Genomic DNA, 13,535 nt, shown 5'->3' on the forward strand with positions numbered 1-13,535 from the left:
GGATTCCGTTGGCGGAAGTCGGGGCGACGGCGCGCGCGGGCGAGCTGCGTCGCCCGTGCGTCAGGCGGCGCGCTGCGCGGCGCCGGCGCCGTCGTCGTGGTCCGGCGTCGCGTCGAAGCGGGCGGCATAGCGCACGCAAAAGCGCAGCGACGTGTCGTACGGGTAAAAATCGGGCAATTCGCCCTGCAACAGCTTGTCCTTGCTCGCTTGCCACAGCGCCGGGTCGAAAAAGTCCGCGTGGTGCTTCATGAACACCGTGCGCACGCGCGGGTCGCCGAGCAGGAACGGACCGTAGGTTTCCGGAAAGATGTCGTGCGGGCCGACGGTATACCACGGTTCGCCCGACAGTTCGTCTTCCTCGTTGCGCGGCGCCGGCACGCGCCGCACGTTGCAGTCGGTCAGGTATTCGATCTCGTCGTAGTCGTAGAACACCACGCGGCCGTGGCGCGTGACGCCGAAGTTCTTGTACAGCATGTCGCCGGGGAAGATGTTGGCCTTCATCAGCTCCTTCACCGCGTTGCCGTACTCCTTCACGCCGTGCTCGATGTCCGCGTCGCTGCCGTTCTGCAGGTACAGGTTCAGCGGCGTCATCCGCCGCTCGATGTACAGATGCTCGATCACGAGGTTGTCGTCCTCGTATTCGAGCAGCGACGGCACTTCCTTCTCGAGCTCGCGCACGAGCGCATGGTCGAGCCGCGACAGCGGCAGCGCGACGCTCGAATATTCGAGCGTGTCGGCCATCCGGCCGAGCCGGTCGTGGCGCTTCACGAGCTGGTACTTCTCCATGATCTGCGCGCGCGTGGTTTCCTTCGGCGGCGGGAAGTGATCCTTGATGATCTTGAACACGTACGGGAACGACGGCAGCGTGAACACCAGCATCACGAGGCCCTTGATGCCGGGCGCGATGATGAAGCGGTCGCTCGAATGCGACAGATGGTGCAGCAGATCGCGGTAGAACAGGTTCTTGCCCTGCTTCTGCAGGCCCACCGACGTGTAGATCTCGGCCTTCGGCTTGCCGGGCATGATGGTGCAGAGGAAGTCCACGTACGCGGACGGCACGCCCATGTCGACCAGGAAGTACGAGTGCGAGAAGCTGAAGATCACCTGCAGCAGCTCGCGGCGCAGCAGCACCGTATCGACCGCGAGCACGCCGGCGCGCACGTGGCGGATCGGCATCGCGAACGGCAGCACGCGATCGGCGTTGATGATGCGGCCGATGATGTACGCGCTCTTGTTGCGGAAGAACAGCGACGACAGCACGTGAATCTGGAAATTGGGCGCCGCATCGAACTGGCCGAACTCGTCGTCGATCGCCTGCATCACGCAGCCGATGTCGCGCGTGAGGTCCTCGAACGGCGGCTCGAGCTGGAAGTTCGTGACGATGCGCTCGAGCGTGGCCGCGAGCCCGTCGGTGCCCGGATAGTACGCGCGATAGGTCGGCTTCGCGGCCGGCTCGTCGTTCTCCAGGTATTCGGTCGAGATCGCCGGCCGCACGAAGATGAAGTCGTTGTTGAAATACGAACGGTGCAGGATCTTGCAGCAGACCGAATTGAAGAAGGTTTCGGCGCACTCGGGCTGGCGATGCGACGTGAGCAGCCCGATGTAGTGCAGCTTGATCTGCTGCCACACTTCGTCGTCGATGTTCTCGGCGTCGTATTCGTCCTCGAGCAGCTCGACGCATTCCTTCACGCGCTCGTCGTACGACGTGATCCGCTCGCGCGCGAGGCGCTGCAGCCCGTGCCAGTCGCCGCGCTCGTACAGCGTCTTCGCTTCGACGGCGGCTTCCCGAAAGATCCGGTAGTGGCGGTCGAAGTATTCGAGCATCGTCTGCGCGATGTCGAAACCGATCTGCGACGACAGCAGTTTGGGGAAGTGATTCATGCGTGCAGGCTCGTTCGAGAGGGACCGTAGAGGGACCGTAAGCACTCGCCATTCTAGCGCCCAAGTCGGCGTTTCAATGATTTCCGCGACGCCGCGCCGACGGCCGTCACAACGCGCGTTGTGCGCCGTTGCCGGCGGTTCGGTGCATCTTCGCGCAAAGATGCGGGTACGGAACCGATTCTGGCACGAACTTTTTTCGCGCGGCGAACGCACGCCGCACGGCCCGCATCGTGCGGCGGCGCTAGAATCGACGCGATACGCGCAGCGGCGCGCGCGCCGTCCGCAGGGTGCGGGCTCGGGCCGCCCGCGCCCGGATCGCCGCGCATTGGCACGCCATTGCCCACCATTACACGCCTTTCGCACCGCAGGTGCGCCGCGTGTGTACCGATAACGACGAGACACCCCACCGATGAACGCACTGGAACACCAACTCGACTATCCGTTCGCCGACACGCTGCCCGCCGCGGGCGACACGTTCGAGGTCGCGCCGGGCGTGCGCTGGCTGCGCATGCCGCTGCCGTTTTCGCTCGACCACATCAACCTGTGGCTGCTGCGCGACGAGATCGACGGGCAGGCCGGCTGGACGATCGTCGACTGCGGGATCGCGTCGGACGCGATCCGCACGCACTGGGAACACATCTTCGACACGCAGCTCGACGGGCTGCCGGTGCTGCGCGTGCTGGTCACGCATTGCCACCCCGATCACTTCGGTCTCGCCAACTGGCTCTGCGAAGGCGGCGAGCGCGGCCGCTGGAACGTGCGGCTGTGGATGACGCTCGGCGAATACATGTTCGGCTGCCTGATGGCGGCCGGCAACGGCTCGAACGCGGGCGGCGCGGCGGCGGCCGAGCATTTCGCGCGTCATGGCCTCACCGATCCGGTCGCGCTCGACAAGCTGCGCAGCCGCCGCAGCTACTACTCGGACCTCGTGCCGGCCGTGCCGCCGCGCTACCGGCGCCTGCGCGACGGCGACGCGGTGACGATCGGCGCGCGCACCTGGCGCGTCGTCATCGGCTACGGGCATTCGCCTGAACATTGCGCGCTCCACAGCGAAGCGGACGGCGTGCTGATTTCCGGCGACATGGTGCTGCCGCGCATCTCGACCAACGTGTCGGTGTTCGATCTCGAGCCGGAAGCGAACCCGCTTGCGCTGTATCTGGAATCGCTCGGCCGCTACGAGACGATGGCGCCCGACACGCTCGTGCTGCCGTCGCACGGCAAGCCGTTCCGCGGCGTGCGCACGCGCATCGCGCAACTGCGCGCGCACCACGACGCGCGTCTCGACGAAGTGCGTGCCGAGTGTGCCGAACGCCCGGCGAGCGCGGCCGACATCGTGCCGATCATGTTCCGCCGCCGCGAGCTCGACATCCATCAGATGACGTTCGCGCTCGGCGAGGCGCTCGCGCACCTGAACCTGCTGTGGCTTGCCGGCGAGCTCGTGCGCGAGCAGGGCGACGACGGCATGCTGCGGTTCCGCGGCGTGCGCTGAGGGCGTGGTGGCGTCGTTACGCGGCGGCGCGGCGCAGGCCGGCGCGCTGTCGTTGCGTGGTGTGGTTGGGGCGGGCGAGACGGCGAACGCACGCGTCGTGCGTCGCGGCCTCGATTGGGTCGGGAATGCCGGCCAGCGCGGCTTCGATCGCGCGCGCCGATTCGAGATCGAGGCGTGTGGTCAGCTTGTCGAGCAGCAGCAACTAACTGCGCGTGCGTGCGGTGCCGCAACGCGCATCCGACTCTTGGCGGCCAGCGGCGGGTGCCGCTGGCGGTGAGATGAGACGCGCCGTGCATGCGAGGCATGCACGTGCGCCGCACACGCCTACTGCACGGACACCGTCGTGAAGTTCTGACGGCCGAACGGGCTCACGCGATAGCCGCTCACGTTCGCGCGCGTGAGCGCGGCCGCAGTCGGGTAGCCGAGCGGAATCCACAGCGCCTGGTCGTGGATGATCTTCTGCGCCGCTTCGTACAGCTTCGCGCGCTTGGCCTGATCGGCGGTCGCCTTGCCGTCGGCGATCAGCTTGTCGAGCTGCGCGTCGCAGAAACGCGCGAAGTTGATGCCCGACTTCACCGCGTTGCAGCTGAACAGCGGCGTCAGGTAATTGTCCGGATCGCCGTTGTCGCCGGCCCAGCCCATGAACAGCATGTCGTGCTGGCCGAGCTTCGCCTGCTTGATCAGCTCGCCCCATTCGATCACCTTCACGTCGGCCTTCACGCCGATCTTCGCGAGGTCGGCCTGCAGCAGCTCGGCGCCGGCCTTCGGGTTCGGGTTCAGCACGCTGCCGGTCGGGCGCGTCCAGATCGTCGTCGTGAAGCCGTTCGGGAAGCCGGCCTGCGCGAGCAGTTGCTTCGCCTTCGCCGGATCGTACGGATACGGCGCGAGGTCCTTCGCGTAGCTCCACGTGTTCGGCGGATACGGGTTGTTCGCGGCCGTCGCCGTGTTGTCGAACACGACCTTCAGATAGGTCGCGCGATCGAAGGCGAGGTTCAGCGCCTCGCGCACCTTGTCGTTGTCGAGCGGCCTTTTCTGCGTGTTCAGCGCGACGAACGCGGTCATGAACGCGGGCGTCTGCACGACCTTCAGCGCGCTTTCGCCCTTCGCGGCGAGCACGTCCTGCGGCTTCGGCGACAGCGCGATCTGGCATTCGCCGGCCTTCACCTTCTGCATGCGCACCGATGCGTCGGGCGTGATCGCGTAGATCAGCCGGTCGACCTTCGGCTTCGCGCCCCAGTAGCTCGGGTTCACGTCGTAGCGGATCAGCGCGTCCTTCGTATAGCTCTTCAGCACGAACGGGCCGGTGCCGATCGGCTTCGCGTTCAGGTCGGCCTGCTTGCCGGCCTTCAGCAGCTGGTCCGCGTATTCGGCCGAGTAGATCGACGCGAAGCCCATCGTCAGGATCGGCACGAACGTCGCGTTCGGCTCGTTCAGCACGAACTTCACGGTGCTGTCGTCGACTTTCGAGACCGACTTCACGAGCTTCGCGAGGCCCATCGACTGCGCGTGCGGGAAGCCGCTCGCGCCGGCCACCTTGTGCCACGGGTTCGAATCGTCGAGCATCCGCGCGAACGTGAAGACGACGTCGTCGGCGTTCAGCGGGCGGCCAGGCTTGAAGTAGTCCGTGGTCTGGAACGCGACGTTCGGGCGCAGATGGAACGTGTAGGTGAGGCCGTCGGCGCTCGCTTCCCATTTGTCGGCGAGCGCGGGGACGACCTTTTTGGTCGCTTCGTCGTACGACACGAGCGTATTGAAGATCACGTCGGCCGACGCGTTGGTGGTGACGAGCGAGTTGTACTGCACGACGTCGAAGCCGTCGGGGCTCGACTCGGTGCAAACGGTGAGCGGCTTGGCGGCGGCGACGCCCGGAGCGGCGACGGCGGCGGCCAGTGCCGCCGCGGCGAACAGCTTGACGTGCATAGGTTCTCCCACGTGACTTGTGATTTTTGCGCGGTGTCGGAATGCGGCGCGGCCCGGCGAGGCCGGGCCGGCGCGGCTGGCGAATAGGATACCGTCAAAGCGCGCGCGGCGTGGGTAAAGGCGCCGGAACGCGGCGAATTGCGCGACAAACGGGTGCGTTCGCGACGGAATGCGTGCTGGGGCGGCGGCGCGGTGGGGTGTGCGGTGGCGCGGGGAGGGAAGTGGCGGAAGCAACGAGAAGCCCGGCGCGGCTGGCTGGCGGCAGCGATGCTTCGTGCGTGTGTTTGGCGCACGGCGCGGCGCGGGGTGCGCGATGCGTGAAGCGTGGAGCGTGGAGCGTGGAGCGTGGAGTGCAGCGCAGTGCGCAGTGCGCAGTGCGAAGGTAGAGCGTAGAGCGAGATGCGAGATGCGAGATGCGAGATGCGAGATGCGAGATGCGCGATGCGCGATGCGCGATGCGCGGCGCCGGAGGTATCCGGCCCGAACCAACGGCACGCTCGCCGCGCCGACGCAGAACCGTCCCGCGGCACCCGCCCCGCGAGCGCCGCGTCAGTGCGCGCCGGCCTTCGGCTTGCGCGGCGCCTTTTCGAACAGACGGTCGTAGAGCCAGCGCGGCAGCACGTGCAGCACCTTCGCGACGACGCCCATCTGCCACGGGATCACGCGGAACGCGTGTTGCCGCGCGATCGCGCGGGCCGCGCGGGCCGCGAAGCGGTCGGCGTCCATCAGGAACGGCATCCGGTACGGGTTGTGCGCCGTCATCGGCGTGCGGATATAGCCGGGCGCGATCGTCACGACGCCGACGCCGGCCGGCCGCAGTTCGACGCGCAGCGCCTCGAGGTACTTGATCGCCGCCGACTTCGACGCGCTGTAGGCGCCCGAACCCGGCAGCCCGCGCACGCCGGCGACGCTCGCAACGCCGACCAGCGTGCCGTGGCGCGCGGCCGTCATCGGGCCGACGAACGGCTCGAAGGTCGCGACCATCCCGTAATAGTTGATGTCCATCACGTCGCGGAACGCGGCGAGATCGCCCTGGCCCGTGACGGCGCCCTGGCTGATGCCGGCGTTCGCGATCACGACGTCCGGGCAGCCGTGCGCGGCGATGAACGATGCGGCGGCCGTGGCCAGCGCGTCGGCGTCGCGTACGTCGGCGCGATACACGGACACCGACAGCTTCGGAAAGCGCCGCGCGAATGCGTCGAGCGCTTCGGTGCGGCGCGCGACGAGCGCGAGCGTCGCGCCCTGGCGTGCATATTCGTCGGCCAACGCGAGGCCGAGGCCGCTCGACGCGCCGGTGATGAAAACCTTCAGCGGAGTAGTCATGCCGGCGCGCGCTCGCGGATCAGAGCTTCTTGTCCTGCACCTGCTTCACGAGGTAGTCGAGCACCTGCGCGGTACCCGGAATGCTGTTCGTGTAAGCCGGGCCCGTCTTGTACTTGCCCTGAACGACGACGGTCGGCACGCCGTCGATCGCGTAGTTCTTCATCAGCTCGGCCGACTGCTTGACCTGGCCTTGCACGCTGAACGAGTTGTACGCGTCCATGAACTGCTTCTTGTCGACGCCTTGCGTCGCCAGGAAGTCGGCCTGCGCCTGCGGCGTCAGCAGGTAATTCTTCTGCTTGTGGATCGCGTTGAAGATCGCCGGCGTGACCTTCTCCGAGATGCCCAGCGCGGACACCGCGTAGTACAGCTTCGAATGCGGGACGAAGTCGTCGCGGAACGCGACCGGCACGCGCTTGAAGTCGATGTTGGCGCCTTGCTTCTTCACCCACGCCTCGAGCGTCGGCTCGAATTCGTAGCAGTGCGGGCAGCCGTACCAGAAGAATTCGATGACCTCGACCTTGCCGGCCGGCGCCGACACCGGCTGCGGCGACTTCATCACTTCGAAGTCCTTGCCCGACACCGGTGCGGCGGGCGTTGCGTGCGCGAAGCCGGCGACCAGGCCCACGGAGAGGAGAAGCGTGCTAAGCAGTTTTTTCATGTTGGGAACGTCGTCAGTTGCTCGGGTTACGGAACGTAACGGAATCTGCGTGGGCGCGGCCGGCGCTCACTGCTTCGTGAAGCGGATCACCGCCGTGTCGACACCTGCATCGGACAGGCGCTGACGGGCCGAGTTCATATCCTCGAACTTCGAGAACGGGCCGACCCGCACGCGGAAGTAGGTCACGCCGCTGACGTCGCGCTTCGATACCTTCGACTCGAAGCCCTGGAAGCCGAGCCGTGCGCGCTGCTGCTCGGCGTCGCTTTCCGTCTTGTACGCGCCGACCTGCAGGAAGTAGCCGGTGTTCGCGTCGCTGGCGCTCGGCGCTTTGGCCGCTGCGGACGACGTCGCGGACGGCGCCGGCTTCGCGGCGTTCGCGGCGGCTTGCTGTTGCTGCTGCTTTTGAGCGGCAGCCTGCTGCGCCTGCTTCTGCGCGGCGAAACGCGCGAGGTCGTCCTCGCCGGACTGCTGCGGTTGTTGCGCCTGTTGCGTCTTCTTCGGCGGCGGGTTGTCGGCCGGCTTCGGCGCGACGGCGACGCCGTTGCCCGACGCTGCGTTGTTCGATCCGTTGTTCGACGCGGTGCCGTTGTTCGCGCTGCCGGAGCCGTTCGAACCGTTCGCGTTGCCCGACGGCGGCACCTCGACGATCTGCGGTTCGGGCAGCAGGCCGCCCTGGGTCTGGTTCGCGGCCTGGCCGGGCGCGGTATTGGGCGGCGCGGACTGCGCGGCCTGCGGCACCGGCTGGCCGGGCGTCTTGCCCTGCAGCGCGCGGTTCGGATCGAACTGCTGCGGCTGGCTCGCGCCGTTGTCGACCGGCGGCGCCACCTTCGACACGAACGGCGACGGCGAACGCGTGATGTAGAGCGCCACCACCACCGCAATCGCGAGGCCGACGATCAGGCCCAGCACGATTCCAAGAAATGTTCCTCCGGCTTGTTTCGATTGCTTCGAAGTTCGGCGTGGTTGTGCCATTGCTTGAGTCACCTGCAAAAAGAATCGTGAAAAGGCTGCGGCAGGCGGGATCCTGCGGGCGGGCGCCGCCGCGGCCATTCGCTGCCCAGTTCGGGCCGCTTACATCTTGGCGGGCGCGGATACCCCGAGCATCGCCAGGCCGTTCTCCAGCACCTGCCGGGTCGCGGCGAGCAGCGCGGCGCGTGCGTTGCGCGGCGCTTCGTCGTCGACCAGCACGCGCTCCGCATTGTAGAACGAGTGGAATTCACCAGCGAGATCGCGCAGATAGAACGCGACCGCGTGCGGCGCCAGCTCGTTCGCGGCGTGCGTGAGCAGGTCCGGATACTCGGCGAGCTTCTGCATCAGCGACACGGCCTGCGGGCTCGTGAGCTGCGACAGGTCGGCGCCCGGCAGTTGTGCGACGTCGACGTTGTAGCGCGCCTTCAGTTCGTTGAGCACCGAGCAGATCCGCGCGTGCGCGTACTGGACGTAGTAGACGGGGTTCTCGTCGTTCTGTTTCAGCGCGAGGTCGATGTCGAACACGAACTCGGTGTCGGCCTTGCGCGAGATCAGGAAGAAGCGGACCGCGTCGCGGCCGCGCGTGATGGTCGCTTCGTCGATCATGTCGGGCGCGGCCTCCTGGCCCGGCGCCGCGCCGCCCGACCATTCGATCAGGTCGCGCACCGTCACGTAGCTGCCCGCGCGCTTCGACAGCTTTACTTCCTGGCCGTCGCGCATCACGGTGACCATCTTGTGCAGCACGTAGTCGGGATAGCCCTTCGGGATGCCGATGTGCAGCCCCTGGAGCCCGGCGCGCACGCGCGCGATCGTGCCGTGGTGATCGGAGCCCTGGATGTTGATCACCTTCGTGAAGCCGCGCTCCCATTTCGTCACGTGGTACGCGACGTCCGGCACGAAGTACGTGTACGTGCCGTCCGACTTGCGCATCACGCGGTCCTTGTCGTCGCCTTCGTCGGTCGTGCGCAGCCACAGCGCGCCGTCCTGCTCGTAGGTCATGCCGGCCTTGACCAGCGCGTCGACCGTCTTCTCGACGCGGCCTTCGCTGTACAGCGACGACTCGAGGTAGTACTGGTCGAATTTCACGCCGAACGCCTGCAGGTCCATGTCCTGTTCGTGGCGCAGGTAGGCGACCGCGAACTTGCGGATCGCGTCGAGATTCTCGATGTCGCGCGCGCCGGTGACCGGCTCGCCGTCCTTCGCCGCGACCGTCGCGCCGTTCAGGTAGTCGCGCGCGATGTCGGCGATGTATTCGCCGTTGTACGCGGCTTCGGGCCAGCCGGCGTCGCCCGGCTTCAGGCCGCGCGCGCGCGCCTGCGTCGAGATCGCGAGGTTGGCGATCTGCACGCCCGCGTCGTTGTAGTAGAACTCGCGGTGCACCGCGTAGCCCTGGCTCGCGATCACGTTCGCGAGCACGTCGCCGAGCGCCGCCTGGCGGCCGTGGCCGACGTGCAGCGGGCCGGTCGGGTTGGCCGAGACGAATTCGACCAGCACCCGCTTGCCTTTTTCGCGCTGCGACGTGCCGAACGCGCGGCCCTGCTCGAACACGGCGGCGATCACGGCCTGCTTCGCGGCGGCGCTCACGCGCAGGTTGATGAAGCCCGGGCCGGCGATTTCCGCCGCGTCGACGAGCCCTTGCGCGGCCGGCTGCGCGACCAGCGCCGCGACGATCCGCTCGGCGAGCTGGCGCGGGTTCGTGCCGAGCGGCTTGGCGAGCTGCATCGCGACGTTGCACGCGACGTCGCCGTGGGCGGCGACCTTCGGGCGCTCCAGCGTGATGGCCGGGATGACGAATTCGGCGTCGGCGCCCTTGAGCGCGTGTGCGACCTGCGCGACGCTATCCGCGAGCAGGGCTTCGAGGGTCTGTTTGTGTGCTGGCAGCATGCTGGTAGAAGGCTTCGTTGGTGGCGGCCGGAAGCGCCGGCCCGCCGGCGCGCTTTTTAAGCGCGCGTTTCAGGGATCGCAGAATTTTAACAGGTGCTAATATGCCGCTCAGGCGCCCCGCGTCCGCGAGGCCGGACGCCGCCCTGCCGGCGTCCTCCCCACCGCGCCGCGCGGGCACAACAAGATGAAAAGGGAATTGTCATGATTACGTTCAAGAGCAAGGCGGCACAGGATCTAGACGTGCTGAAGGATTTCGCTGTATACGTGCTGGGCCTCGTCGGCAAGCAACTGGGCGAACGCGGCGTCATTACGCACGACGAATTGGACCACGCGATCGCGAAGCTGGAAGGCGCGGTCGCGCAGGCGAAGCAGGAACGCGCCGAGCACGCCGGCCATTTCCACGAGGACGACGACGATCACGCGCACCACGAAGTGCCGGCGAGCCTCGCGCAGCGCGTCGCACCGTTCCTCGCGATGCTGCGTGAAGCGAAGGCCGCGCAGGCCGACGTGCACTGGGGCTTCTGAACGCCCGTCGCCGGTCGCCACGCGCCACGCGCCGGCCGGCCGACGCAGCCCGGCAGGCCAAAATGCCATGAAAAAGCCCGCATCGCGCGGGCTTTTTTCATTTCGTATGACCAAAGCGGCGCGCCGATGCGCGCGCCGCGCCCGGATCACAGCTGCGGCGCGAGCGCGCGGCGCGCGTCGTCGAGCGACAGCGACATGCGCCGCGCATAATCGTCGAGCTGATCCTGCCCGATTTTGCCCACCGAGAAATACCGGCTGTCCGGATGCGCGAGGTAGAAGCCCGACACGCTCGCCGCCGGGAGCATCGCGAGCGAATCGGTGACGCTCATCCCGATCTCGTCCGCGTGCAGCGCCGCGAACATGTCGCGCTTCACGAGGTGGTCGGGGCAGGCCGGATAGCCGGGCGCCGGACGGATGCCCGCGTACTTTTCGGCGATCAGCGCGTCGTTGTCGAGCGTCTCGTCGCTCGCATAGCCCCACAGCTCGCGGCGCACGCGCGCGTGCATCGCTTCGGCGAACGCTTCCGCGAAGCGGTCGGCGAGCGCCTTCAGCATGATCGCGCTGTAGTCGTCGTGGTCGGCTTCGAACTGCTTTTCCTTCACGTCGACGCCGAGGCCGGCCGTCACCGCGAACATTCCGATGTAGTCGGCGACGCCCGAGTCCTTCGGCGCGATGAAGTCGGCGAGCGAGCGGTTCGGGCGCATCACGCCGTCGACCACCGGCCGCACGCTCTGCTGGCGCAGGTTGCGCCACGTGAGCAGCACTTCCGAGCGCGTGTCGTCGGTGTAGATTTCGATGTCGTCGTCGTTCACCGTGTTGGCCGGCAGCAGCGAGATCACGCCGTTCGCGGTCAGCCAGCGGCCCTGGATCAGGCGCGCGAGCATCGACTTCGCGTCGGAGAACACGCGGCGCGCGGATTCGCCGACGATCTCGTCGTTCAGGATCGCCGGGTACGGGCCCGCGAGGTCCCAGGTCTGGAAGAACGGGCCCCAGTCGATGTAGTTCGCGAGCTCGTTCAGGTCGTAGTTCTTGAACACGCGCCGGCCGATGAACTTCGGCTTCACCGGGCGGTAGCTCGACCAGTCGATCCTGGTCTTGTTCGCGCGCGCTTCGGCGAGCGTGACCATCGGCTGCGCCTTGCGGTTCGCGTGCTGATCGCGGATGCGCTCGTAGTCGGCCTTCAGGTCGTCGAGGTACTTGGCCGCGCCTTCGTCGGACAGCAGGTTCGACGCGACCGACACCGAGCGCGACGCGTCCGGCACGTAGACCACCGGCCCTTCGTAATGCGGCGCGATCTTCACGGCGGTGTGCACGCGCGACGTCGTCGCGCCGCCGATCAGCAGCGGGATCTTCTTCACGCGGAAGTAGTCGTCGCGCTGCATTTCCGACGCGACGTAGGCCATTTCCTCGAGGCTCGGCGTGATGAGCCCCGACAGCCCGATGATGTCCGCGCCCTCGACCTTCGCCTTCGCGAGGATCTCGTTGCACGGGACCATCACGCCCATGTTGACCACTTCGAAGTTGTTGCACTGGAGCACGACCGACACGATGTTCTTGCCGATGTCGTGCACGTCGCCCTTCACGGTCGCGATGACGATCTTGCCCTTCGCGCGCACGTCGCCGCCCGCTTCCGCGAGCAGGCGCTTCTCTTCCTCGATGAACGGGATCAGGTGCGCGACGGCCTGCTTCATCACGCGCGCCGACTTCACGACCTGCGGCAGGAACATCTTGCCCTGGCCGAACAGGTCGCCGACGATGTTCATGCCGTCCATCAGCGGGCCTTCGATCACGTTGATCGGGCGCCCGCCCGCCGCGGCGATCGCCGCGCGCGCTTCCTCGGTGTCTTCGACGATGAAGTTCGTGATGCCGTGCACGAGCGCATGCGCGAGACGCTTCTCGACCGGCTGGTTGCGCCACTCGAGGTTCTCTTCCTTCTTCGCCGCGCCGGTCTTGAACTTGTCGGCGATCTCGAGCAGCCGGTCGGTGGAATCGGCGCGGCGGTTCAGGATCACGTCCTCCACGCGCTCGCGCAGCTCCGGATCGAGGTCGGCGTACACGCCGAGCTGGCCGGCGTTCACGATGCCCATGTCCATTCCGGCCTGGATCGCGTGGTACAGGAACACGGTGTGGATCGCCTCGCGCACCGGGTCGTTGCCCCGGAACGAGAACGACACGTTCGACACGCCGCCGCTCACCTTCGCATACGGCAGGTTCTGCTTGATCCAGCGCGTCGCTTCGATGAAGTCGACCGCGTAGTTGCTGTGCTCCTCGATGCCGGTCGCGACCGCGAAGATGTTCGGGTCGAAGATGATGTCTTCCGGCGGGAAGCCGACTTCGTTCACGAGGAAGTCGTACGAGCGCTTGCAGATCTCGGTCTTGCGCTGGTAGGTGTCGGCCTGGCCGGTTTCGTCGAACGCCATCACGACCGCGGCCGCGCCGTAGCGGCGGATCAGCTTCGCGTGGTGGCGGAACGCGTCCTCGCCTTCCTTCAGCGAGATCGAGTTCACGATCGCCTTGCCCTGCACGCATTTGAGGCCGGCCTCGATCACGTCCCACTTCGACGAGTCGATCATGATCGGCACGCGCGCGATGTCCGGCTCGGACGCGATCAGGTTCAGGAAGCGCACCATCGCCGCCTTCGAATCGAGCATCGCCTCGTCCATGTTGACGTCGATCACCTGCGCGCCGTTCTCGACCTGCTGGCGCGCGACCGCGAGCGCCTCGTCGAACTGGCCGTTGAGGATCATCCGCGCGAACGCCTTCGAGCCGGTGACGTTGGTGCGTTCGCCGACGTTGATGAAGAGCGTCCCGGACGTGACGTTGAACGGCTCGAGGCCGGCAAGGCGCATCATGTGATCGGTCATGGCGGTGCGAATTCTGGTGAGG

Annotated in this window: 10 protein-coding genes; 2 read left to right on the forward strand and 8 right to left on the reverse strand. The window is 67.1% G+C overall.

Annotated features, from left to right (window positions below; all coding sequences use genetic code 11):
* Positions 1–60: 60 nt before the first annotated feature.
* Positions 61–1,881: a bifunctional isocitrate dehydrogenase kinase/phosphatase gene (gene aceK, locus AK36_RS14820; protein WP_045578734.1), complete on the reverse strand. Its 1,821-nt coding sequence runs from the start codon at positions 1,879–1,881 to the stop codon at positions 61–63.
* Positions 1,882–2,290: 409 nt separating this feature from the next.
* On the opposite strand from aceK, the gene AK36_RS14825 reads away from it, so the two are divergent.
* Positions 2,291–3,370, forward strand: a complete 1,080-nt coding sequence (locus AK36_RS14825) for an MBL fold metallo-hydrolase (protein ID WP_045578735.1) — start codon at positions 2,291–2,293, stop codon at positions 3,368–3,370.
* A 16-nt stretch (positions 3,371–3,386) separates the two neighbouring features.
* Here the strand turns inward: AK36_RS14825 and AK36_RS30295 are convergent, their stop codons facing one another.
* The 6 genes from AK36_RS30295 to argS all read right to left on the reverse strand — a co-directional run bounded on the left by AK36_RS30295 (position 3,387) and on the right by argS (position 10,124).
* The gene (locus AK36_RS30295) at positions 3,387–3,572 is read right to left on the reverse strand and encodes a hypothetical protein (RefSeq protein ID WP_052691558.1); all 186 of its coding nucleotides are present in this window, start codon (positions 3,570–3,572) and stop codon (positions 3,387–3,389) included.
* A gap of 122 nt (positions 3,573–3,694) precedes the next feature.
* On the reverse strand, positions 3,695–5,290 hold the full coding sequence (locus AK36_RS14835; protein ID WP_011886171.1) for an ABC transporter substrate-binding protein: 1,596 nt from the start codon (positions 5,288–5,290) through the stop codon (positions 3,695–3,697).
* Between the two features lie 549 nt (positions 5,291–5,839).
* Positions 5,840–6,613 (reverse strand): SDR family oxidoreductase, encoded by a 774-nt coding sequence (locus AK36_RS14840; protein ID WP_011886170.1) that lies wholly within the window; start codon positions 6,611–6,613, stop codon positions 5,840–5,842.
* A gap of 19 nt (positions 6,614–6,632) precedes the next feature.
* On the reverse strand, positions 6,633–7,271 hold the full coding sequence (locus AK36_RS14845; RefSeq protein ID WP_011886169.1) for a thiol:disulfide interchange protein DsbA/DsbL: 639 nt from the start codon (positions 7,269–7,271) through the stop codon (positions 6,633–6,635).
* A 66-nt stretch (positions 7,272–7,337) separates the two neighbouring features.
* Positions 7,338–8,243, reverse strand: coding sequence for an SPOR domain-containing protein (locus tag AK36_RS14850; RefSeq protein ID WP_045578737.1), 906 nt, complete (start codon positions 8,241–8,243; stop codon positions 7,338–7,340).
* A 99-nt stretch (positions 8,244–8,342) separates the two neighbouring features.
* Positions 8,343–10,124: an arginine--tRNA ligase gene (argS, locus tag AK36_RS14855; protein ID WP_011886167.1), complete on the reverse strand. Its 1,782-nt coding sequence runs from the start codon at positions 10,122–10,124 to the stop codon at positions 8,343–8,345.
* Positions 10,125–10,325: 201 nt separating this feature from the next.
* Here argS and AK36_RS14860 point away from each other — a divergent pair, with 201 nt between their 5' ends.
* Positions 10,326–10,649 carry a DUF1840 domain-containing protein gene (locus tag AK36_RS14860; RefSeq protein WP_011886166.1) on the forward strand — a complete coding sequence of 108 codons (324 nt, stop codon included), beginning with the start codon at positions 10,326–10,328 and terminating at the stop codon, positions 10,647–10,649.
* 146 nt (positions 10,650–10,795) lie between these two features.
* Here the strand turns inward: AK36_RS14860 and metH are convergent, their stop codons facing one another.
* On the reverse strand, positions 10,796–13,513 hold the full coding sequence (gene metH / locus AK36_RS14865; RefSeq protein ID WP_045578738.1) for a methionine synthase: 2,718 nt from the start codon (positions 13,511–13,513) through the stop codon (positions 10,796–10,798).
* Positions 13,514–13,535: the final 22 nt, after the last annotated feature.

The organism is Burkholderia vietnamiensis LMG 10929, from assembly GCF_000959445.1.
Taxonomy (GTDB): domain Bacteria; phylum Pseudomonadota; class Gammaproteobacteria; order Burkholderiales; family Burkholderiaceae; genus Burkholderia; species Burkholderia vietnamiensis.